This is a genomic window from Pseudomonas sp. BNK-45 (genome assembly GCF_047456255.1).
Classification (GTDB): Bacteria; Pseudomonadota; Gammaproteobacteria; order Pseudomonadales; family Pseudomonadaceae; genus Aquipseudomonas.
In genome coordinates this window covers 5,155,971-5,176,452 of the sequence record NZ_CP179909.1, presented here as the reverse complement: position 1 = coordinate 5,176,452, position 20,482 = coordinate 5,155,971, and the positions used below count along the sequence as shown (strand labels likewise).

At 65.9% G+C, this 20,482-nt stretch carries 17 protein-coding genes and 1 pseudogene; 13 read left to right on the top strand and 5 right to left on the bottom strand.

The window, feature by feature from the left end; genetic code table 11:
* Positions 1-26 precede the first annotated feature (26 nt).
* The 3 genes and pseudogenes from ACMGG8_RS23280 to mnmH all read left to right on the top strand — a co-directional run bounded on the left by ACMGG8_RS23280 (position 27) and on the right by mnmH (position 2,571).
* Complete coding sequence (locus ACMGG8_RS23280) at positions 27-392, top strand: DUF4440 domain-containing protein (protein WP_414158515.1); 366 nt, start codon at positions 27-29, stop codon at positions 390-392.
* A gap of 45 nt (positions 393-437) precedes the next feature.
* Positions 438-1,471 (top strand): annotated as a pseudogene (gene selD, locus ACMGG8_RS23275) (selenide, water dikinase SelD).
* The gene (gene mnmH, locus ACMGG8_RS23270) at positions 1,471-2,571 is read left to right on the top strand and encodes a tRNA 2-selenouridine(34) synthase MnmH (RefSeq protein WP_414158514.1); all 1,101 of its coding nucleotides are present in this window, start codon (positions 1,471-1,473) and stop codon (positions 2,569-2,571) included. Before selD ends, mnmH begins: the two are co-directional and overlap by 1 nt.
* Positions 2,572-2,623: 52 nt before the next feature.
* Here the strand turns inward: mnmH and ACMGG8_RS23265 are convergent, their stop codons facing one another.
* From ACMGG8_RS23265 to ACMGG8_RS23255, 3 genes are all read right to left on the bottom strand, one after another.
* Positions 2,624-2,965, bottom strand: a complete 342-nt coding sequence (locus tag ACMGG8_RS23265) for a DUF3077 domain-containing protein (RefSeq protein WP_232642570.1) — start codon at positions 2,963-2,965, stop codon at positions 2,624-2,626.
* Between the two features lie 398 nt (positions 2,966-3,363).
* A complete protein-coding gene (locus ACMGG8_RS23260; protein ID WP_102864153.1) occupies positions 3,364-4,419 on the bottom strand; it encodes a permease in 1,056 nt (351 codons plus the stop codon).
* A 1,185-nt stretch (positions 4,420-5,604) separates the two neighbouring features.
* Positions 5,605-6,381: an IclR family transcriptional regulator gene (locus ACMGG8_RS23255; RefSeq protein WP_060838611.1), complete on the bottom strand. Its 777-nt coding sequence runs from the start codon at positions 6,379-6,381 to the stop codon at positions 5,605-5,607.
* 170 nt (positions 6,382-6,551) lie between these two features.
* Between ACMGG8_RS23255 and ACMGG8_RS23250 the strand changes: the two genes are divergently transcribed.
* From ACMGG8_RS23250 to ACMGG8_RS23235, 4 genes are read left to right on the top strand one after another with little or no spacing between them, the layout of a single operon-like run.
* A complete protein-coding gene (locus ACMGG8_RS23250; protein ID WP_060843143.1) occupies positions 6,552-7,316 on the top strand; it encodes an ABC transporter substrate-binding protein in 765 nt (254 codons plus the stop codon).
* A gap of 60 nt (positions 7,317-7,376) precedes the next feature.
* On the top strand, positions 7,377-8,033 hold the full coding sequence (locus ACMGG8_RS23245; RefSeq protein WP_011060581.1) for an amino acid ABC transporter permease: 657 nt from the start codon (positions 7,377-7,379) through the stop codon (positions 8,031-8,033).
* Positions 8,030-8,776, top strand: coding sequence for an amino acid ABC transporter ATP-binding protein (locus ACMGG8_RS23240; protein ID WP_060838613.1), 747 nt, complete (start codon positions 8,030-8,032; stop codon positions 8,774-8,776). Before ACMGG8_RS23245 ends, ACMGG8_RS23240 begins: the two co-directional genes overlap by 4 nt.
* Complete coding sequence (locus ACMGG8_RS23235) at positions 8,773-10,062, top strand: NAD(P)/FAD-dependent oxidoreductase (protein ID WP_060838614.1); 1,290 nt, start codon at positions 8,773-8,775, stop codon at positions 10,060-10,062. Before ACMGG8_RS23240 ends, ACMGG8_RS23235 begins: the two co-directional genes overlap by 4 nt.
* On the opposite strand, the gene ACMGG8_RS23230 is transcribed toward ACMGG8_RS23235, so the two are convergent.
* Complete coding sequence (locus ACMGG8_RS23230; RefSeq protein ID WP_060843145.1) at positions 10,063-10,737, bottom strand: hypothetical protein; 675 nt, start codon at positions 10,735-10,737, stop codon at positions 10,063-10,065. It abuts the gene before it with no gap.
* 226 nt (positions 10,738-10,963) lie between these two features.
* Here ACMGG8_RS23230 and ACMGG8_RS23225 point away from each other — a divergent pair, with 226 nt between their 5' ends.
* The 6 genes from ACMGG8_RS23225 to ACMGG8_RS23200 all read left to right on the top strand — a co-directional run bounded on the left by ACMGG8_RS23225 (position 10,964) and on the right by ACMGG8_RS23200 (position 18,756).
* Positions 10,964-11,668, top strand: coding sequence for a glutathione binding-like protein (locus ACMGG8_RS23225; RefSeq protein WP_060843146.1), 705 nt, complete (start codon positions 10,964-10,966; stop codon positions 11,666-11,668).
* A gap of 691 nt (positions 11,669-12,359) precedes the next feature.
* The gene (locus tag ACMGG8_RS23220; RefSeq protein WP_414158513.1) at positions 12,360-13,205 is read left to right on the top strand and encodes a PhzF family phenazine biosynthesis protein; all 846 of its coding nucleotides are present in this window, start codon (positions 12,360-12,362) and stop codon (positions 13,203-13,205) included.
* Between the two features lie 403 nt (positions 13,206-13,608).
* Complete coding sequence (hemB, locus tag ACMGG8_RS23215; protein ID WP_016962997.1) at positions 13,609-14,583, top strand: porphobilinogen synthase; 975 nt, start codon at positions 13,609-13,611, stop codon at positions 14,581-14,583.
* Between the two features lie 117 nt (positions 14,584-14,700).
* A complete protein-coding gene (locus ACMGG8_RS23210; protein WP_414158512.1) occupies positions 14,701-15,216 on the top strand; it encodes a sigma-70 family RNA polymerase sigma factor in 516 nt (171 codons plus the stop codon).
* On the top strand, positions 15,213-16,184 hold the full coding sequence (locus ACMGG8_RS23205; protein WP_414158511.1) for a FecR family protein: 972 nt from the start codon (positions 15,213-15,215) through the stop codon (positions 16,182-16,184). Before ACMGG8_RS23210 ends, ACMGG8_RS23205 begins: the two co-directional genes overlap by 4 nt.
* Positions 16,185-16,281: 97 nt before the next feature.
* Complete coding sequence (locus ACMGG8_RS23200; RefSeq protein WP_414158510.1) at positions 16,282-18,756, top strand: TonB-dependent siderophore receptor; 2,475 nt, start codon at positions 16,282-16,284, stop codon at positions 18,754-18,756.
* Positions 18,757-18,925: 169 nt separating this feature from the next.
* On the opposite strand, the gene ACMGG8_RS23195 is transcribed toward ACMGG8_RS23200, so the two are convergent.
* Positions 18,926-20,476, bottom strand: coding sequence for an FAD-dependent oxidoreductase (locus ACMGG8_RS23195; protein WP_414158509.1), 1,551 nt, complete (start codon positions 20,474-20,476; stop codon positions 18,926-18,928).
* Positions 20,477-20,482: the final 6 nt, after the last annotated feature.

The window sequence follows — 20,482 nt, the reverse complement described above, 5'->3', positions numbered from 1 at the left end:
GGCTGGATTTTCTGCGGAGCTCGACCATGGCGTTGCATCAACTCTTGCTGGAATTGGAAACCCGCCTGCAGCAGGCCGAAGTGCGCGCCGATCGCCAGGCGCTGGAGGCCTTGCTGGCCGACGACTTTCTCGAATTCGGCGCCAGCGGCGGACGCTGGAACAAGGCCCAGGTGCTGCAAAGCCTGCCCCAGCAGGACTTCATCGAGCGCAGCATCAGCGAGTTCTCGTTGCAGCCTCTGGCGGCCGACCTGGCCCAGGTCACCTACCTGTGCCATAACGCCGCAGCCGGCGGGCGCGCGGCCGGCAGCGCCTGGCGCAGTTCGCTGTGGCGCTGCCGCGAAGGGCGCTGGCAGATGCTGTTCCACCAGGGCACGCCCCGGCCCGGGGCCTGACCCCCTCTGCTAGAATCCTGCGTCCCGAACTTGACGAGGTGCCCCATGAGCGAGCCGATTCGCCTGACCCAGTACAGCCACGGAGCCGGCTGCGGCTGCAAGATTTCCCCCAGGTGCTGGAGGTGATTCTGGCCGGCAGCGGGGCGCAGAACCTCGACCCCAAGCTCTGGGTCGGCAACGCCTCGCGCGATGACGCGGCGGTCTACGCCATCGATGAAGAGCGCGGCGTAGTCTCCACCACCGACTTTTTCATGCCCATCGTCGACGACCCCTTCGACTTCGGCCGCATCGCCGCCACCAACGCCATCAGCGACATCTACGCCATGGGCGGCGACCCGCTGATGGCGATCGCCATTCTCGGCTGGCCGGTGAATGTGCTGGCCCCGGAAATCGCCCGGGAAGTGATCCGCGGCGGCCGCGCGGTGTGCGACGCGGCAGGCATTCCCCTGGCGGGCGGCCACTCCATCGACGCGCCGGAGCCGATCTTCGGCCTGGCGGTGACCGGGCTGGTGGAAAAACGCTTCATGAAACGCAACGACACCGCCACCGCCGGTTGCCTGCTGTACCTGACCAAGCCCCTGGGGATCGGCGTGCTCACCACCGCCGAGAAAAAGGGCAAGCTGCGCAGTGAGGACATCGGCCTGGCCCGCGACTGGATGTGCACCCTGAACAAGCCCGGCAGCCGTTTCGGCAAGCTCGAAGGGGTGACCGCGATGACCGACGTCACCGGTTTCGGCCTGCTCGGGCACCTGGTGGAAATGGCCGATGGCAGCGGCCTCACCGCACAGATCCATTACGACCGCGTGCCACGCCTGCCAGGGGTTGAGTACTACCTGGATCAGGGCTGCGTGCCCGGCGGCACCTTGCGCAACTACAGCAGCTACGCCGAGAAGATTGGCCGGGTCCAGGAGCTGCACAAGCGCGTGCTCTGCGACCCGCAGACCAGCGGCGGCCTGCTGGTGGCGGTGACGCCTGAAGGCAATGCCGAGTTCCTCGCCCTGGCGGCGGAGCTGGGCCTGGAACTGGCGCCCATCGGTGAACTGGTGGAGCGACAGAGCCACGCGGTCGAGGTGTTCTGATGCCTCTGGACTGCACCGACTACCGCGAGATCTTCCTCAACGACCGGCCGATGATGGACACCCGGGCGCCGATCGAATTCACCAAGGGCGCCTTTCCCGGGGTGCTCAACCTGCCGCTGATGACCGACCAGGAACGCCAGCGGGTCGGCACCTGCTACAAGCAGCAGGGCCAGCAGGCGGCCATTGTCCTGGGCCATCAGCTGGTGTCCGGCGACATCAAGCAACAGCGCGTCCAGGCCTGGGCCGATTTCGCCCGGGCTCACCCCGACGGCCTGCTGTACTGCTTCCGTGGCGGCCTGCGCTCGCAGATCGTCCAGCAGTGGCTCAGGGAAGCGGGCATTGACTACCCGCGGGTCGGCGGCGGCTACAAGGCCATGCGGACCTTCCTTCTGGACACCACCGAACAGGCCCTGCAGCAGTGCGATTTTGTCCTGTTGGGGGGCATGACCGGCACCGGCAAGACCGAAGTGCTGGGCCAGCTGGACAACGCCCTGGACCTGGAAGGCCACGCCAACCACCGCGGCTCCAGCTTCGGCCGCCGCGCCACCGGGCAGCCGAGCAACATCGACTTCGAAAACCGCTTGGCGGTGGACCTGCTGAAAAAGCGCGATCGTGGTGTGCAGAGCTTTGTCCTGGAAGACGAGAACCGCATGATCGGCAGCTGCGCCTTGCCGCTGCCGCTGTACCAGAGCATGCAGGGCCTGCCCATGGTCTGGCTGGAAGACCGCCTCGACAGCCGGGTACAGCGCATCCTTGACGATTACGTGGTCAACCTCAGCGCCGAGTTCGTGGCCGTGCATGGCGAGGAAGGGTTTGCCCTGTTTGCCGAACGCCTGCTGGAGAGCCTGAACAAGATCCACAAGCGCCTCGGTGGCGAGCGTCACCAGCGCCTGTTCCTGCTGATGGAAGCCGCGCTGGCGGAACAGGCCCGCAGCGGCGATGTGGAGCTGCACCGGGCCTGGATCGAAGGCCTGCTCGGCGAATACTACGACCCGATGTACGCCTACCAACGCGAGAGCAAGGGCGCGCGGATCGAGTTCATGGGCGAGCACGGCGCGGTGCTCGATTACCTGCGCCAGCGCCAGTCGCCCTCGCGCTAGCGCTCAATGATCCGCGCGCTCACAGCACCTGAGCGCGCGGTGCGCGCAGGCGTCAGCCGGCAGGGCGTGGACGGTCGAGCAAGGCCTCGACCACGGCCCGGGCCATTTCCACGGAATGCACCATGGACCAGATCAGGCCGCGTTCGATGCCGCTGGCGCGCTCGGTGATTTCATCGGACACCTCCTCGGCGCACTTGAGCAGCAGGGCGACGTGCCTCAAGGCCTGTTCGGCGTTGACCCCGGCTTGCACGCTGAACAGGGGATTGCCCTGGGCATCGCGCAGGCCGAACGGGCGTGCCTGGGTAGGTTTCAGTGCGGCGAGCAGGTTGGCGTTGGCGCGATCCAGCTCGGGATCGCGCAGGGGGCGGGGTGGATCGGGGACGAGCTTTTTCATTGGGGTACCTACGACTCTAAGGTTAAGTAGAGCCGCCGGTCTCGCTTCCACACGAGAGGGTGGCAGCCGTGCGTGGGTGTGGAAGACCGGGGAGTCTTTTGGTACCCAAAACCCGGCGCACCCGAAGGTGCCCCACGCATGGCCGCCATAACACGTATCCGCAGGCGCAAAGCGTCGGCAGGCGCGTTGAAGCGTTGTACCTATGACCCTTCCGGACTTCCACATCCGAGTCGCTGATTGTGCAGCGACCGGGGGAGACTGCCTGACGAACACCCAGGGCACAAGCCGCTCAAAGGCGTTGGCGATTCTCTCGGACAAGCCTTACAAAACAAAGCGAAAACTCTGGTTTCGGGAGCGGCATTCCCTGATCAATGTGTTTCAAGACAATAACCAGGGTTCTACAACAACACCGCACCAATCAACCCGCAGACAATCCCCACCAGCATGGTCAGCACGGCCACGGTCACCAGCACCCGGGCATCGAAATCCTTACGCAACATCAGCAGCGACGGCAGGCTGATGCTCGGCAGAGTCATTAACAGCGCCACCGCCGGACCGGTGCCCAAACCCAGGGTCATCATGGTCTGGACGATGGGAATCTCTGCCGCCGTAGGGATCACGAACAGGGTCCCGGCAATCGCCAGGGGCACCAGCCACCACAGGCTGTCGCCCATGGCGCCGTCAATGTGCGGGAACAGCCAGACCCGCGCCGCGCCCAACACCAGTACCGCCAGCACGTAGATCGGAATGGTGCTCCAGAACAGTTGCCACAGGGTCTTGCCCCAGCGGCTGAGGAACGGCTGCTCGTTCACCGTGCTGGCTTCCACCACCGCATCCACCGCGGCTTCCGGCAGTTGTTCGGGGCCGGCGACCCGCTGCGCCACCAGCGACACGCCGAGCACCAGGACGATGCCCGCCACTAGGCGCAGGGCGGAAAACCCCCAGCCTAAAACAAAGCCCATGAACACCAGGGTCGCCGGGTTGAGCACTGGGTTGGCGATCCAGAACGCCAGGGCCGCGCCCACCGAAACCTTCTGCCGCCGCAGGCCAGCGGCCACCGGTGCGGCGCAGCAGGAACACATCATGCCCGGCAAGGCGAACAGCCCGCCGCGCAGGGTCGAACCGAAGCCGGCGCGGCCGAATAGGCGCAGCAGCCAGTCCCGGGGAATCAGCACCTGCAACAGCGAGCCCAAGATCACCGCCAGCACCGCGGCTTTCCAGATGGCCAGGAAGTACACCTGGGAATAGGCCAGGGCGGCGCTCCAGGGCGAGCTTTGCTGATCGTTGAGGATCGACGCGCCGATGCTGTGGCTGTCGGCAGCGACAAAGGCCTTGAGGTAGTAGGGCGACCACTTCACGTAATACAGGCCGATGGCGGCCACCAGCAGGAACAGCAGGGGTTTGCACCAGAACGCCCAGCCGCGGGTGGGCTGGGTGGAGGCGAGGTTGGACATGAAGGGAATTCCGCACAAGACAATAAGCGCGAATTGTAGCCGCTGGCGCCGGTGCGCCGCGAACCGATCTCGCCCGGCATTGGACTGTAGCCGCTGCCGAGCGTCAGCGAGGCTGCGAAAAGGGCAGCAGGGCCTTGCTTGGCGATCTCCCGTCGGAGCTCTATCGGTCTTGAGAGCGCCGCGTCCCTGCGGGCCGTTCGCAGCCTGCGGCAGCGGCTACACCGATCTCGGATCGGCATTGGACTGTAGCCGCTGCCGAGCGTCAGCGAGGCTGCGCAAAGGCCCGCAGGGCCTTGCTTGGCGATCTCCCGTCGGAGCTCTGTCGGTCTTGAGAACGCCGCGTCCCTGCGGGCCGTTCGCAGCCTGCGGCAGCGGCTAAACCGATCTCGGATCGGCATTGGACTGTAGCCGCTGCCGAGCGTCAGCGAGGCTGCGCGAAGGCCCGCAGGGGCTTGCTTGGCGATCTCGTGTCGGAGCTCTGTCGGTTTTGAGAGCGCCGCGGCCCTGCGGGCCGTTCGCAGCCTGCGGCAGCGGCTACACCACTCTCGGATCGGCATTGGATGTAGGCGCTGCCGAGCGTCAGCGAGGCTGCGCGAAGGCCCGCAGGGCCTTGCTTGGCGATCTCGTGTCGGAGCTCTGTCGGTCTTGAGAGCGCCGCGTCCCTGCGGGCCGTTCGCAGCCTGCGGCAGCGGCTACACCCATCTCGGATCGGCATTGGATGTAGCCGCTGCCGAGCGTCAGCGAGGCTGCGCGAAGGCCCGCAGGGCCTTGCTTGGCGATCTCCCGTCAGAGCTCTGTCGGTCTTGAGAGCGCCGCGTCCCTGCGGGCCGTTCGCAGCCTGCGGCAGCGGCTACACCACTCTCGGATCGGCATTGGACTGTAGCCGCTGCCGAGCGTCAGCGAGGCTGCGCGAAGGCCCGCAGGGGCTTGCTTGGCGATCTCGTGTCGGAGCTCTGTCGGTCTTGAAAACGCCGCGGCCCTGCGGGCCGTTCGCAGCCTGCGGCAGCGGCTACACCACTCTCGGATCGGCATTGGACTGTAGCCGCTGCCGAGCGTCAGCGAGGCTGCGCGAAGGCCCGCAGGGCCTTGCTTGGCGATCTCGTGTCGGAGCTCTGTCGGTCTTGAGAACGCCGCGTCCCTGCGGGCCATTCGCAGCCTGCGGCAGCGGCCACAGGGGAGCGATTTTCACAGGGTGCGAATCGAGGTGCGGATGGCCCGGGCGCATTCGATCACTGAAGGCGCGAGCTTGCGTTCGGCTTCTTCCAGGGTCCAGCGGCTGCTGGGCACCACCACGTGCACGGCGGCCACCGGCAGGCCCTGGCTGCCGAGGATCGGTGCGGCAATGCTCATGTCCCCCAGGAACAGTTCCTCCGGGTTCAGGGCGTAGCCGCGGCGCTGGGTGAGCTCGATCTCGCGCTGGATATCCGCAAGCTCGGTCAGGGTGTGCCGGGTATGAGCCTTGCGCTCGCTGGCTTCGAGGATCTGTGTGGCCTCGGCGGCGGGCAGGGCGCTGAGGTAGGCGCGCCCGGAGCCGGTGCAGTACATGGGGATGCGGCTGCCGATGGGCATGTGGATGGGGATGAACTTGGGCGCCACGAAGCGCGCCACATAGACCATGTCCAGGCCATCGGGCTCGGTGAGGTTGGTGGTTTCTCCGGTGATCTGCGCCAGTTCGGCGAGGAACGGGTTGGCCACGTCCACCAGGGTGTCGGCAGCCAGGTAGTTGTAGCCGATCTCCATCACCCGCGGAGTCAGCTGGAAGCGTTTGGTCTGCGGGTGCTTACGCACGTAGCCCAGCTGTTCCAGGGTGTGAATCATGCGCTGCGCCGAGCTCTTGTTGATGTCGGCGGCCGCGGCGATTTCCGCCAGGTTCATGGTTCGTTGCGCGGCGTTGAAGGCCCGCAGCACTGCCAGGCCTTTCTCCAGCGACTGGTTGAATAGGGAATTATTGTTATCGCTCATGACAGTCCTGTCTGGCTATTTCATGTTTTGAATATCGATATTCGATATTTATAAATCTCTTTACGATTTTTGTAAATTGTTTATAGTCGGGTCCATGCCTCCTGCCTTCCACACCAGAGGCTATCCATCACGGACTTCAAACAATAAAACCGTCCAATGGGAGATTCGCCATGCATACCCGCACTCGTGTCCTTGCGCCCGCTGTATTCGCACTCTGTTGTGCCCTGGGCCTCTCGCTGTCGGCCCAGGCCGAGCCGCTGTACAAGGTCGGGGCCACCGCCACCGGCATTCCCTTCACCTTTCTTGACGTCAAGAGCCAGAGCATCGAGGGCATGATGATCGATGCCGCCCGGGCCGTGGGCAAGGCTGGCGGTTTCGCCGTGGACATCCAGCAGACCACCTTCGCCGCACTGATCCCGTCCCTGACCTCGAACAAGATCGACATCATCTCCGCCGCCATGCTGCGCACCCCGGTGCGCGAGAAAGTGGTGCAGTACTCCGACCCGGTGTTCAGCTACGGCGAGGGCCTGATCGTCAAGGCCGACGACACCGGCGACTACCGCCGCATGGAGGACCTGGCCGGGGAAACCGTCGGCGCCCAGGTCGGCACGGTGTTTATCGACGAGCTGAACAAGCGCGGGATCTTCAAGGAAGTACGCGGCTACGACTCGATTCCCGACCTGATGCGCGACCTGGCCCTGGGGCGGATCAAGGCCGGTTTCGCCGACCGGCCGATCCTCGCCTACCAACTGGCCCAGGGCACCCAGAACAAGGTGCGGCTGGTCAAGGGCTACCAGCCAGTGGTCATGGGCGACGTGTGCCTGATCGTGCGCAAGGGCGATGCCCAGACCCTGGCCGAGGTCAATCGCGGGATCGCCGCGATCAAGGCCGACGGCACCCTGGAGCGCATCATCGAGCGCTGGAAGCTCAACTGATCCAGTCGCGGCCCGGCACCTGGCCCGGGTCCCTTTCTTGCTGATTAAACGGGTCTCTCCATGTTTCTCCAGAACGCTCTGGACTTCCTGCCCATTCTATTGAAAGGCGCAGTGGTCACCCTGCAGGTCACTGTTGGCTCATTCGTGCTCAGTTCGCTGATCGGACTGGTCTTCGCCTTGATGATGGTGTCCAAGGTGCGCTCGGTGGCGTTGTTCGCCATCGGCGTGGTCAACGTCATTCGCGGACTGCCGATCATCGTCCAGCTGTTTTACATCTACTTCGTGCTGCCGGATTTCGGCATCCAGCTCACCGCCATGCAGGCCGGGGTGATCGGCCTGGGCATCGCCTACTCGGCGTACCAGGCGGAAAACTTCCGCGCCGGCATTCAGGCCATTCACCAGGGGCAGATCGAGGCCGCCGAATCCATCGGTATGCGCGGGCCGATGATCATGCGTCGGGTGGTGCTGCCCCAGGCCCTGCGCATCGCCTTGCCGCCCTACGGCAACACCCTGGTGATGATGCTCAAGGACTCGTCCCTGGTGTCCACCATCACCGTGGCCGAGATGACCCGGGCCGGGCAGCTGATTGCGTCCTCGACCTTCGAGAACATGACCGTCTACACCCTGGTAGCCTTGCTCTACCTGGCCCTGAGCCTGCCGCTGTCCTTTGCCCTGCGCCGCCTGGAAGCGCGCATCAGCACCCGGAGAAAGCCATGATCCAGATCAAGGGCGTACACAAGAGCTTTGGCAACGTGGCGGTGCTCGAAGGCATCGACCTTGAGGTGCGCAGCGGCGAGGTGGTGTGCCTGATCGGCCCCTCGGGGTCCGGCAAGTCGACCCTGCTGCGCTGTATCAACGGCCTGGAAAGCTACGAGCAGGGCGACATCCTGGTGAGCGGGGCGCGGGTCGAGCGGCAGGCCAAGAGCATCCACGAGCTGCGTACCCGGGTGGCCATGGTGTTCCAGCGCTTCAACCTGTTCCCCCATCGCACGGCGTTGCAGAACGTCACCGAGGGGCCGATCTACGTCAAGAAGCAGGACCCCCGGCAAGCACGCCTGCGGGCCGAGGCCCTGCTGGAAAAGGTCGGCCTGGCCCATCGCATGCACGCCTACCCGGACGAGCTCTCCGGCGGACAGCAGCAACGGGTGGCGATTGCCCGGGCACTGGCCATGGACCCGGAGGCGATTCTCTTCGACGAGCCCACTTCAGCGCTGGACCCGGAGCTGGTGGGCGAGGTGCTGGCGGTGATGCGCAAGCTGGCCGACGAGGGCATGACCATGATCGTGGTCACCCATGAAATGGGCTTTGCCCAGGACGTGGCGGACCAGGTGTGCTTCCTTCACAGCGGGCGCATCGTCGAGGCCGGGCCGGCGCGCACCGTGCTCAGCACCCCGAGCCACCCGCGCACCCAGGACTTCCTGCGGCGTCTGCTCAACCAGGGCGCGGAGGTGCAGGCATGAGTGCGTCCCAGCCTCTGCGCATGCCGCCCTCGCTGTGGGCGGCCACGGCCATGCCGGCCGAGCACACCCCGGCGCTGACCGAGGACCGGGAGGTCGATGTGGCAATTGTCGGCGCCGGCTACACCGGGCTGGTGAGTGCCCTGCGCCTGGCCCAGAGCGGTGCCCGTGTCTGTGTGCTGGATGCCGGCGAACCCGGCTGGGGCGCCTCCGGGCGCAATGGCGGGCAGGTGATCCCCGGGCTCAAGTTCGACCCCGAGCAACTGCTGGCCAAATTCGGCCAGGTGCGCGGAGAGGCACTGATCGAAGCCGTGGGCTCGGCGGCCGATGAAGTGTTCGAGCTGATCAAGGAACACCGCATTCGCTGCGACGCCACGCGCAAGGGCTGGATTCAGCCGGCGTTTTCCGGCGCGGCGATGCGCACCCTGGAGCAGCGCGCCGAGCAGTGGCGCCAGCGCGGCGTGGCCGTGGAGTTGCTGGACAAGGCGGCGGTGAGCCAGCGCATCGGCAGCCCGCAATACCTGGGTGGCTGGGTCGACCCTCGGGCCGGCAGCCTGCACCCGCTGAACTATGCCCGGGGGCTGGCCCGGGTGGCGATGGGGCTGGGGGTGAGCATTCACGGCCAGAGCCGGGTCCGGCAACTGCAGCGCGACGGCGGGCGCTGGACCCTGGAAACCGACTGTGGCGCGCGGGTGCGCGCCCCGAAGGTGCTGCTGGCCACCAATGGCTACACCGACGACCTGTGGCCGGGGCTGCGCCAGACGGTGATCGCCGCCAACAGTTTCATCATCGCCACCCGGCCACTGCCCGCCGAGCTGCGCCAGAGCATCCTGCCGGGCGGCGAGGTGTGTTCCGATGCCCGGCGCCTGCTGCTGTATTTCAAGCAGGACGCCCAGGGACGCCTGCTGCTGGGCGGGCGCGGACCGTTTTCCGAACCGCGCCGGGATGCCGATTGGAACCATCTGGAGCGCTCGTTGCTGAACCTGTTTCCCCAGTTGGCGGGCACCCCCATCGAGTACCGCTGGAGCGGGCGCGTGGCCCTGACCCCGAGCTTTCTGCCGCAGCTGCACGAACCGGCGCCGGGGCTGTCGATCCTGCTGGGCTACAACGGGCGCGGCATTGCCTTGTCGACCCTGCTGGGCAAGCACCTGGCGGCGCGGCTGACGGGAGCGGGGCAGGCCTTTCCGTTTCCGCTCACGCCCGTGCGGCCGATTCCGCTGCATGGCCTGCAACGCCTCTACCTGGGGGCGGGGATTGCCTGGTACCGGTTGCTCGACGCCCTGGGCTGATCAGCTCGGACAATCCTGCTCGCCGCCGTCCAGGCCCTGCTTGTAGCTCTGGCTGTGCAGGCTGGCCTTGCCGTTGCGCCAGGTCAGGGTCAGCACGTACAGCGAGTCGAAGTCGCTGGAGGCCCAGTCCTCAGTGATCGGGCGCTTCTGGCCCACGGCCTCTTCGGCGACCTTGTTGATCAGCTCCGGCAGGTAACCGTGGGACCAGGCGGTGTAGATGATCGAGTTGTGGTAGCGGTCGTGCAGCAGCTCGTCCGCCAGGTCGCTGGTGTCGTTGGCGGCAAAATCGATGTTCACCGGCAGGCCGAGCTTGATGGCGCTGGGGCTGATGGTCATCAGGGGGCGGATGTAGCTGTAGGAGTTGTCCAGCTCGCCTTCCTCGACATTGCGCGTCGGGTCGGCGGCGAACACGTACTGCGCCTTGCCGAATTTTTCCGGCAGCAACGTGGCCAGGTCCAGGGCCCGGTTCAGGCCCTGGCAGTTGAGCTGGCCGAGGCCGCCGGCGGGCTTTTCCGCATGGCGCAGGAACACCAGGGTCTGGGTGCCGTCCACCGGTTGCGCGCGGCTGACGCTGGACTCCAGCGACAGGCACAGGGCGCTGCCCAGCAACAGGGCGGGCAGCGGCAGGTAGCGGCGGTGCTTGAAGGAGCGGGCAAGGCGGCGGAGCAGTTTCATGGCGTGGCGATTCTTCGGGGCAATGGGGCGCGGCTGACAAACCGGTGTTCCCTGTCATCGAACGTGGCCTGTCGCGGCCGTGGTTTCTGAGTCCCTGAACGGCATTTGGTTCGATTGCCCGCAGCTTAAGCGCCGCATGTTGCCGATTTAAGAAAGCCCGGCGGATAATCTCCCGCCGTTGCCCCTCTGTGGCGTCGCCCCCTTTGATTGAGACTGGAAGCCTGTCATGAGCGATCTTTCCGCCTTTGCCGTTACCCAGAAATGGCCTGCGCAATTCCCCGAGTGGATTCAGCTGTACTCGTTGCCGACCCCCAACGGGGTCAAGGTCTCGATCATGCTCGAAGAGATCGGCCTGCCGTACGAAGCGCATCGGGTCAGCTTCGAGACCCAGGACCAGATGACCCCTGAGTTCCTCAGCGTCAGCCCGAACAACAAGATCCCGGCGATTCTCGACCCCCACGGCCCGGGCGACCGGCCCCTGGCGCTGTTCGAGTCGGGGGCGATCCTGATCTACCTGGCTGACAAGAGCGGGCAACTGCTGGCCCAGGAATCGGCGGCGCGTTATGAAACCATCCAGTGGCTGATGTTCCAGATGGGCGGCATCGGGCCGATGTTCGGGCAGGTGGGGTTCTTCCACAAATTCGCCGGCAAGGACTACGAGGACAAGCGGCCGCTGGAGCGTTACGTGAATGAGGCCAAGCGTTTGCTGGGGGTGCTGGACAAGCACCTGAAAGGGCGCGAGTGGATCATGGGCGAGCGCTACACCATTGCCGATATTGCGACCTTTCCGTGGATTCGCAATTTGATCGGGTTTTATGAGGCGGGTGGGTTGGTGGGGATCGACAGTTTCCCCGATGTGCAGCGGGTGCTGGCCAAGTTTGTGGCGCGGCCGGCGGTGATTCGTGGGTTGGAGATTCCCAAGGTGGTTTGAGGTGTTTTTCTAGGGGGGGGCGAAGGGGGGCATCTTCGGTGTTGCGGGTGTGGCTACTTAGGGGTTTGCTCTTGTAGCGAGTGGGACGGGGTACATATCCGTTGCTGCGGTCACGGCCACTTAGGGTTTCGCCCTTACGGCGACTCACTTTTGTCAAACGACACAAAAGTAAGCAAAAAGTCTTGCCCCTCCATACGGCCCCTCGCTGAGGCTCGGGGTGCCCGAGCTCCGGCATTGCTCCGGGGGCCCGCCGCCAACCGGCCATCCATGGCCGGGCGGCGGCTAGCTCGGCATCCATGCCGAACTGCCCCCTACGCAACGCCTACGCTCGGCCTGCTGGGAAGGGGCCTGAAGATCAAGATCAAGATCAAAAGCCAACGCCAAAACCCAGGTGCGCAGGCTGGATCTCTGTAGCCGCTGCCGCAGGCTGCGAACGAGCGCTCGCGCTCGCAAAACCAGGCGGCGCGATATATCAGGAATATCGGGGGAGGCAGGTTTAGCGTCTCCTGCGGAGCCGGTCGCAGCCTGCGGCAGCGGCTACATGTAATGCGAACGGCAATGAAACGCGCTGGCCGGCATTCCGGGTTTCAATGTGACTCGCTGTAAGAGCGAAACCACCAACCGCCACACCCGCAGCAACGAATATGTACACTTCACCCCCAGCCCCCCACCGACCCCAGGCTCCCTCTAAATGCCCGCCCTGAACTTCAAGCAAATCGACGTCTTCAGCGCCACCCCCCTCAAGGGCAACCCCCTGGCCGTTGTGTTCGACGCCGACAATCTCAGTGACGAACGCATGGCCGCGTTCGCCACCTGGACCAACCTCAGCGAAACCACCTTCCTGCTCAAGCCCCGCGACCCCCGCGCCGACTACCGTCTGCGGATCTTCACCACCCTCCAGGAGCTGCCGTTTGCCGGTCACCCGACCCTGGGCAGTTGCCATGCCTGGCTCGAAGCCGGTGGGGTGCCCCAGGGCGAGGAGATCATTCAGGAGTGTGAAGTCGGTCTGGTGCGCATTCGTCGTCAGGGCGAAAAGTTGGCCTTTCTCGCGCCGCCGCTGCTCAAGTCCGGCCCGGTGGAGCCCGAGGTGCTGGAGCAGGTACGCCGTGGCCTGGGCCTGAAAGCCGGGGATATCGTCCAGGCGCAGTGGGTCGACAACGGCGCCGGCTGGCTGGCGGTGATGCTCGGCGAGCGCCAGCAGGTGCTGGATCTGCAACCGGACTACCCGGCACTGATCGGTCTGGCCGTCGGGGTAATCGCGCCCTGTGACCCCGAGCGCGATGACACCGATGCGCAGTTCGAGGTGCGGGCCTTTATCGCCGGTGATGGCATGCCCGAAGACCCGGCCACCGGCAGCCTCAATGCCGGGATCGCCCAGTGGCTGCTGGGGACCGGGCAGGCGCCGTCGCGCTATCGGGTCAGCCAGGGCCTGAGCATGGGCCGCGCTGGGTCCATCGATGTGGAGCAGGTGGGCGATGAGGTGTGGATCGGCGGCTCTGCCGTCACCTGTATTGAAGGCAAGTTTCTCGCGGGGTGAAGCCGCGGCAAGTTTCCAGCTCCAAGCCCAGCCCGGCGCAGTTGCCACTTGCCACTTGCCACTCGAAGCTTGCCGCTTGCCGCTTGCCGCTTGCCGCTTGCCGCTTGCCGCTCGAAGCTTGTTGCTTGTTGCTTGTTGCTTGTTGCTTGTTGCTTGTTGCTTGTTGCTTGTTGCTTGTTGCTTGTTGCTTGTTGCTGCTCCTCTGTCTTGCGTCAGATGGTCGCAGGCCGGCCTGCGCGGGCCCTCGCCAAGCCCATGAATAGCGGGCCTGGCGCTGATTGTTAGCAGATTCGCAAGACTCTCTTGAGCCGTGCGGGTTTGTACCACGGCGGCTCTGGGCATAAGCTTTCAGCCTTTTTTCGCCATCGCTCGTGTTGTCCCGCGCTCAGCCTTAGGAAAAATCATGTCCAGCCAGTTCCCAGAAGCCCGTCCCCGTCGCCTGCGTCGCTCCGAACAACTGCGCAGCCTGTTCCAAGAAACCGAATTCACCCTCAATGACCTGGTGCTGCCGATTTTCGTCGAGGAGGAAATCGACGATTTCGTGCCGATCAAGAGCATGCCCGGGGTGATGCGCATTCCCGAATCCAAGCTGGCCGGGGAGATCGAGCGTTACGCCCGCGCCGGGATCAAGTCGGTGATGACTTTCGGTGTGTCGCACCACCTGGACTGCGACGGCAGCGATACCTGGAAGGAAAACGGCCTGGTGTCGCGCATGTCGCGCATCGCCAAGGACGCGGTGCCGGAGATGATCGTGATGTCCGACACCTGCTTCTGCGAATACACCGAGCACGGCCACTGTGGCGTGATGCACGGCCATGAAGTGGACAACGACCAGACCCTGATCAACCTCGGCAAGCAGGCGGTGGCTGCGGCCCGTGCCGGCGCCGACGTGATCGCGCCGTCGGCGGCCATGGACGGTCAGGTCCAGGCCATCCGCCGCGCCCTGGACGCCGCTGGGTTCACCCAGACGCCGATCATGGCCTATTCCACCAAGTTCGCTTCGGCGCTCTACGGCCCGTTCCGCGAGGCCGGTGGCAGCGCGCTCAAGGGCGACCGCAAGAGCTACCAGATGAACCCGATGAACCGCCGCGAAGCGGTGCGCGAGTCCCTGCTGGACGAGCAGGAAGGCGCCGACTCGCTGATGGTCAAGCCCGCCGGGGCTTACCTGGACATCATCCGCGACATCCGCGAGGCCTCGCGCCTGCCGGTGGCGGCGTACCAGGTCAGCGGTGAGTACGCGATGATCAAGTTCGGCGCCCAGGCCGGGGCCATCGACGAGCAGCGGGTGGTGCGTGAAAGCCTGGGTTCGATCAAGCGCGCCGGCGCCGACCTGATCTTCACCTACTTCGCCATGGACCTGGCCCTGGCCGGGATCTGATCCCGCACCGGGCCAAACCGTCCCTCCACGAACGCCGCCCGGCGTTCGTGGCTATTGCCAAGACTTCCGCCTCTACATGACAATGCGATTCATTATCAAATATGAATCCTTACTGTCATGCCCGCCGACGACTTATCCCTGCGCTGCGCCGTCACCGATCTCTACACCCATCACCATGGCTGGTTGCAGGGCTGGCTGCGCCAGCGCCTGGGCAATGGCTTCGATGCCGCCGACCTGGCCCAGGACACCTTCGTGCGGGTGCTCAAGGCCCGCAACGCACAGGACATCCGTGAGCCGCGGCCCTACCTGTCGCGCATTGCCCGGGGCCTGCTGATCGATCTGTTTCGCCGCCGCTCCCTGGAGCAGGCCTACCTCGAAGCCCTGGCCCGGGTGCCCGAGGGCGAGCACCCGTCGCCGGAGGAGCAGAGCGTATTGTTCCAGGCGCTGATGGAAATCGACCGTCTGCTGGATGGCCTGGGGCCCAAGGTCAAGCAGGCCTTCCTGCTGTCCCAGTGCGACGGCCTGACCTACGAGCAGATCGCCGAGCGCCTGCAGATTTCCGTGCGCAGTGTGAGCAACTACATGGCCAAGGCCATGGAGCACTGCTGCCTGATGCGGATGCAGCTGTCATGAGCTTTGCCGGCCTGCAACTGAGCGTCGCCGAGCGTCAGGCCATCAGCGGCGCGGCGCGCTGGTACGCGCAATTGCGCGCCGGCAGCGCCTCCGAGCAGGAGCAGGCGGCCTGGCGCGAGTGGCTGGCCGCCGACCCCTTGCACCGCCAGGCCTGGGAGCGCATGCAGCAGTTGGGCGAGCAGATCTCGGCGCTGCCCGGCGGCCTGGCCGGCTCGACCTTGCGCGGGGCCGGGCGTTCGCGCCGCGAGCTGATGCGCAACCTGGTGGTGCTGGCCTCGGCCGGTTCCCTGGGCTGGCTGGGCTGGCGCAGCGACAGCGCCCAGCAGTTGCTGGCGGACTACCGGACGCAGATCGGCGAGCGCCGACAAGTGCGCCTGGCGGATGGCAGTTCGCTGCTGCTCAATACCAACACCTCGATCAACGTGCAGTTCGACGGCCAGCAGCGCAAGGTCCAGCTGCTGTGGGGCGAGATGCTGGTGAGCACCGGTGCCGACCCGCTGCAGCGGCCGTTCCGGGTGCGGACCCGACACGCCGAGGTGCTGGCCCTGGGGACGCGCTTCGTGCTGCGCAGCGACGAGCGCGAGGAGCAGGTGGCGGTGCTGGAGCACGCGGTGCAGGTCAGCCTGGGCGATGGCAGCGCGCCGCGTCGGGTCGAGGCCGGCCAGCAACTGGCGTTCAGCGGCCGGGGCTTTGCCGCGCTGCGGCCCAACGATGCTTCGGTGGGCGCCTGGCGCCAGGGCAGCATCATCGCCATCGACCGGCCCCTGGGGGACTTGCTGGCCGACCTGTCGCGCTACCGGCGCGGGGTGCTGCAGTGCGATCCGCAGATCGCCGGGCTGAAGATCTCCGGGGCCTTCCCCATCGACGACACCGACCGTGCCCTGGCGGCGCTGGAAAGCGGTTTCTCGCTGCAGATCAAGCGCTATACCCGTTACTGGGTGCGGGTCTCTGACAGCCGCCTGGGCTGAAGCGTCGGAAAAAATTTTCGTGATCCTTGCAGGTTGGCCAGCCCTGGTCCGGCTTATCCCCCAGTGGATTCATTTTCGTTAGCGGGGAAGGCAAAGCATGTCTGATGTTCACAAGTCGACGTTGGCCCGGGCAATCAAGCTCGGGCTCTGGGGTGCACTGGCGGTTTACGGGGCGACGCTGTTGCCGTTGACCGCGCTGGCGGCCAGCGAGCAGAGCGCCGTGCGCCGCTTCGACATTGCCCCAGGGGATCTGACCGAGGTGCTGAGCCGTTACGCCAGCGCTGCTGGGGCGGCGATTTCCTTCGACGCGCGACAGACCGCTGGCCAGCGTTCGGCGGGGCTCCAGGGGGATTACGGGGTGCAGGAAGGCTTTGCGCGGATTCTCGCCGGCAGTGGCTGGCAGGCCGAACCCCAGAGCAACGGCAGCTACGTGCTGCGCCCCGTGCCCAAGGGCAATGGCACCCTGGAGCTGGGCACCACCCAGGTGCAGGGCCAGGAGCTGGGGGCCACCACCGAGTACTCCGGTTCCTACACCACCGGCGCGGTGACCATCGGCAAGGGCCAGCACTCGCTGAAGGAAACCCCGCAGTCGGTGACCGTGATCACCCGCAAGATGCTCGATGACCAGAACCTCAACACCATCGACCAGGTGATGGAGAAGACCCCGGGCATCACCCTCTACGACTCGCCCATGGGCGGCAAGTATTTCTATTCCCGGGGCTTTCGCATGACCGGCCAGTACCAGTACGACGGCGTGCCCCTGGACATGGGCAGCAGCTACGTGCAGGCCGACAGCTTCAGCAGTGACATGGCCTTCTACGACCGGGTGGAGATCCTGCGCGGCGCCGCCGGCATGCTCAAGGGCGCGGGCGGCACTGCCGGTTCGGTGAACTTCGTGCGCAAGCGCGGCCAGGCCACGCCCCACAGCGAGCTGACGATGTCCGCTGGCAGTTGGGACAACTACCGGGCCCAGGTGGACACTGGCGGGCCGTTGAACGATGCCGGCACCGTCCGTGGCCGGGCGGTGGTCACCCAGCAGACCCGGCAGTATTTCTACGACCTGGGCGAGCGCAAGGATCAGGTCTACTACGGCGCCCTGGACTTCGACCTCAGCGACGCCACCACCCTGGGCCTGGGCATGGCCTATGAAGACGTCGACTCGCGCCCGTGCTGGGGCGGCCTGCCGCGCTACAGCGACGGCAGCGACCTCAAGCTCGGCCGTTCCACCTGCCTGAACACCGCCTGGAACAACTCGCGCAGCAAGCGCGCGACCTATTTCGCCGACCTCAAGCAGCAGCTCAACGACGACTGGGCGCTGAAGGTGGCCGGGGTCTACAGCCGCAACACCCAGGACATCGAGTACGCCTTCCCCAGCGGTTCGGTGCCGGTGGGTGCCAGCCGTTCCAGCACCCTGATGCTGGGCAGCACCTATGACTACGATCAGGTGGACTACGGCTTTGACGCCTATGTCGACGGCCGCTTCCAGGCCTTTGGCCGGGAGCACGAACTGGTCGTCGGTGCCAACGCCAGCCGCTCGATCAAGGACGACTTCTACGCCGTGGCCGGCTTGCCGCAGCGGCAGAACGTGCTGGACCCCGATCACCACCTGCCCAAGCCCGATGCCAGCTACTACGAAAGCAATTCCACCCGGGGCGGCCCCTCTGATCTGCGGATCCAGCAGCAGGGGCTGTATTCCACCCTGCGCCTGAAACTGGCCGACCCGCTGACCTTGGTCATGGGCAGCCGGGTCAGTTGGTACAAGTCGCAGAACGATGCCGTGGCCTACTGGCGCGACACCCGCACCCCCAGCAGCGCCCGTTCCAAGGAAACCGGCGAGGTCACGCCGTTCGCCGGGGTGCTGTACGACCTCAACGACAACCTCACGGTCTACGCCAGCTACTCCAGCATCTTCACCCCCCAGGGCAGCTATCGGACCCTGGACGGAGCGTCTCTCAAGCCGCTGGTGGGCAAGAGCTACGAAGCGGGGATCAAGGGCGAGTGGTTTGACGGTCGCCTGAACAGCGCCTTCAGCCTGTTCCGCACGATTCAGGAGGATGCGCAGCAGGACGATCCGGCCTGCCCGGACAGCACCTGCTCGCTGAACTCGGGCAAGGTCCGTGCCCAAGGCTTTGAGGCCGAAGTCAGCGGTGAGGTGATCGAGCGCCTGCAACTGCTGGCCGGCTACACCTACACCCAGACCAAGACCCTGGAGGATGCCGACAGCAGCAAGAACGGCCAGTCGTTCAATTCCTACGTACCGCGGCACCTGCTACGGGTTTGGGGCGATTACCAGCTGGGCGGTGCCCTGGAGCGCTTCAATGTGGGGGCTGGGGTCAACGCGCAAAGCGACAACTACCGGGTCTCGCCCACCAGCGGCAAGCACATCAGCCAGGCCGGCTATGCGATCTGGAACGGGCGCATCGGCTATCGCATCGACGACACCTGGTCCCTGGCGCTCAACGGCAACAACCTGCTGGACAAACGCTACTACACCACCATCGGCACCGAAGGCTTCGGCAACTTCTACGGTGATCCGCGCAACTTCACCCTGTCGGTCAAGGCTGACTTCTAAGGGCCCTGGCGCTCGGGCAGGCTTTCTGCGCGCTCGCTTCAGGCCTTGGGCGGTGCGGCGTCGAGCGGAGTCATGACACGTCGTAACCGCGGCTAGGGGGGGGGAGGGCGGCGCCCATGCATGTGCAACCCGATGCCCAGCCCCGGCTGCGCAGTGCGCCGAGCGCGGATCAGCGCGGTTTGAGGGCGGCCGGGCTGTTCTGCGGGGAGATCTCGCGTTCGCGGAAATAACGCTCCAGCACCCGCGGATCGGCCGAACGTTCGGCCAGGGCCACGTAGGTGTCCGGGCGCAGCAGGTACAGGGCGTTGCGCGCCAGCCCCGCGTGGGCATGGGCCGGGCGCCAGTCGAAGAGGCGCAACGGCACCCGGTGTTCGGCGCACCAGTCCTGTACCGCGTTGCTGGTGACGCCGTAGACGTGCACCTGCCAGCCCGGGTGATCGAGGCTGTCGAAGTTGTCGTGCTCGCCGTCGCGGACCCAGGGCAGGCGGTCGCCGCCGTGCACCGGGCCGACGCCACCGGCGCTCAGGGGCATCCCCCGGTAGTTGAGGGTGATCTGCGACACGGTGCGAAAGAGAAATTCCCGGGCACTGTCGAAAGCGGCGATCTTCGGCAGCAGCAGGGGCGCCAGGCGGGTGCGTACCAGGTAGGCGACCGGGCCATCGGCGGTGGCGAAGCTGAACACCCGATCGGTGGTGGCCACCAGGCGCCGGGCAAACTCCATGCGTTCGATCTCATAGCTGTCCAGCAGGCTTTCGGCGCTCTGGCCGCTGAGCACCGCCGCCAGTTTCCAGGCCAGGTTGATGGCGTCGCCGATCCCGGTGTTCATGCCCTGGCCGCCGGCCGGGCTGTGCACATGGGCGGCGTCCCCCAGCAGGAACACCCGGCCGCAGCGAAACTGCTCGGCCACCCGGTGATGCACCTTGTAGGTGGAGAACCAGTTGACCTGGTTCACCTCGACCTTGAGCTGGCGCATGGCGCGCTGGCTGACGTCTTCGAAACGCAGGTTTTCCGGGTGTTCGGCCCGTTCGTCGCGCACCGTGCCGATCAGCCGCGCGCGGCCGCTGTGGGCCAGGGGAAACACCGCGAGAAAGTCGGCGTCGTCCAGGTCCACGTGCAACTGGCCGTCGATGCTCGGGCCGCTGGCCTCGACATCGGCGACATAGAACACCTGCTGGTAGGTGCCGCCGGGAAAGCCGCTGCCCAGGGTCTTGCGCACCGTGGAGCGGGCGCCGTCGCAGCCGGCCAGGTAGAAGGCCTGGCAGTGTTCCTCGCGGCCGTCGGGGCCGCGCAGGCGAGCGTTGATCAGGTGGCCGTGGTCGGTGAAGGCCAGCAGTTCGGTGCCCCGTTCGACCTCCACCCCCAGCAGCGCCAGGCGCTCGATCAGCAGTTGCTCGTGTTCGTCCTGGGGAAAGATCTGCAGGAAGGGGTAGGGCGTCAGGTCTTCGCCGATGGCGTTGAACGGCAGTTGCGCGGCCCGTTCGCCGCGGACCCAGAGGTTGACCGCCGGCACGTGGTGGCCGCGTTCGACGATGGCCTGGGTCAGGTCCAGCTGGCGGTACAGCTCCAGGGTCCGGGCCTGCACCGCCAGGGCCCGGGAGGTGGTGCCCGGGCCGAGGGTCTTGTCGATGATCCGTACCTTGATCCCCTGCCGGCGCAGCCAGAGCGCCAGCACCAGGCCGGTGGGGCCGGCGCCGATGATCAGTACGTCGCTGCAGTTCATGTGTTT

What these genes read in the sequence shown, in the direction of transcription:
- ACMGG8_RS23280 (WP_414158515.1), top strand. Translation starts at nt 27, where the DNA reads ATGGCGTTGCATCAACTCTTGCTGGAATTGGAAACCCGCCTGCAGCAG.
- mnmH (WP_414158514.1), top strand. Translation starts at nt 1,471, where the DNA reads ATGCCTCTGGACTGCACCGACTACCGCGAGATCTTCCTCAACGACCGG.
- ACMGG8_RS23265 (WP_232642570.1), bottom strand. Translation starts at nt 2,965, where the DNA reads ATGAAAAAGCTCGTCCCCGATCCACCCCGCCCCCTGCGCGATCCCGAG.
- ACMGG8_RS23260 (WP_102864153.1), bottom strand. Translation starts at nt 4,419, where the DNA reads ATGTCCAACCTCGCCTCCACCCAGCCCACCCGCGGCTGGGCGTTCTGG.
- ACMGG8_RS23255 (WP_060838611.1), bottom strand. Translation starts at nt 6,381, where the DNA reads ATGAGCGATAACAATAATTCCCTATTCAACCAGTCGCTGGAGAAAGGC.
- ACMGG8_RS23250 (WP_060843143.1), top strand. Translation starts at nt 6,552, where the DNA reads ATGCATACCCGCACTCGTGTCCTTGCGCCCGCTGTATTCGCACTCTGT.
- ACMGG8_RS23245 (WP_011060581.1), top strand. Translation starts at nt 7,377, where the DNA reads ATGTTTCTCCAGAACGCTCTGGACTTCCTGCCCATTCTATTGAAAGGC.
- ACMGG8_RS23240 (WP_060838613.1), top strand. Translation starts at nt 8,030, where the DNA reads ATGATCCAGATCAAGGGCGTACACAAGAGCTTTGGCAACGTGGCGGTG.
- ACMGG8_RS23235 (WP_060838614.1), top strand. Translation starts at nt 8,773, where the DNA reads ATGAGTGCGTCCCAGCCTCTGCGCATGCCGCCCTCGCTGTGGGCGGCC.
- ACMGG8_RS23230 (WP_060843145.1), bottom strand. Translation starts at nt 10,737, where the DNA reads ATGAAACTGCTCCGCCGCCTTGCCCGCTCCTTCAAGCACCGCCGCTAC.
- ACMGG8_RS23225 (WP_060843146.1), top strand. Translation starts at nt 10,964, where the DNA reads ATGAGCGATCTTTCCGCCTTTGCCGTTACCCAGAAATGGCCTGCGCAA.
- ACMGG8_RS23220 (WP_414158513.1), top strand. Translation starts at nt 12,360, where the DNA reads ATGCCCGCCCTGAACTTCAAGCAAATCGACGTCTTCAGCGCCACCCCC.
- hemB (WP_016962997.1), top strand. Translation starts at nt 13,609, where the DNA reads ATGTCCAGCCAGTTCCCAGAAGCCCGTCCCCGTCGCCTGCGTCGCTCC.
- ACMGG8_RS23210 (WP_414158512.1), top strand. Translation starts at nt 14,701, where the DNA reads ATGCCCGCCGACGACTTATCCCTGCGCTGCGCCGTCACCGATCTCTAC.
- ACMGG8_RS23205 (WP_414158511.1), top strand. Translation starts at nt 15,213, where the DNA reads ATGAGCTTTGCCGGCCTGCAACTGAGCGTCGCCGAGCGTCAGGCCATC.
- ACMGG8_RS23200 (WP_414158510.1), top strand. Translation starts at nt 16,282, where the DNA reads ATGTCTGATGTTCACAAGTCGACGTTGGCCCGGGCAATCAAGCTCGGG.
- ACMGG8_RS23195 (WP_414158509.1), bottom strand. Translation starts at nt 20,476, where the DNA reads ATGAACTGCAGCGACGTACTGATCATCGGCGCCGGCCCCACCGGCCTG.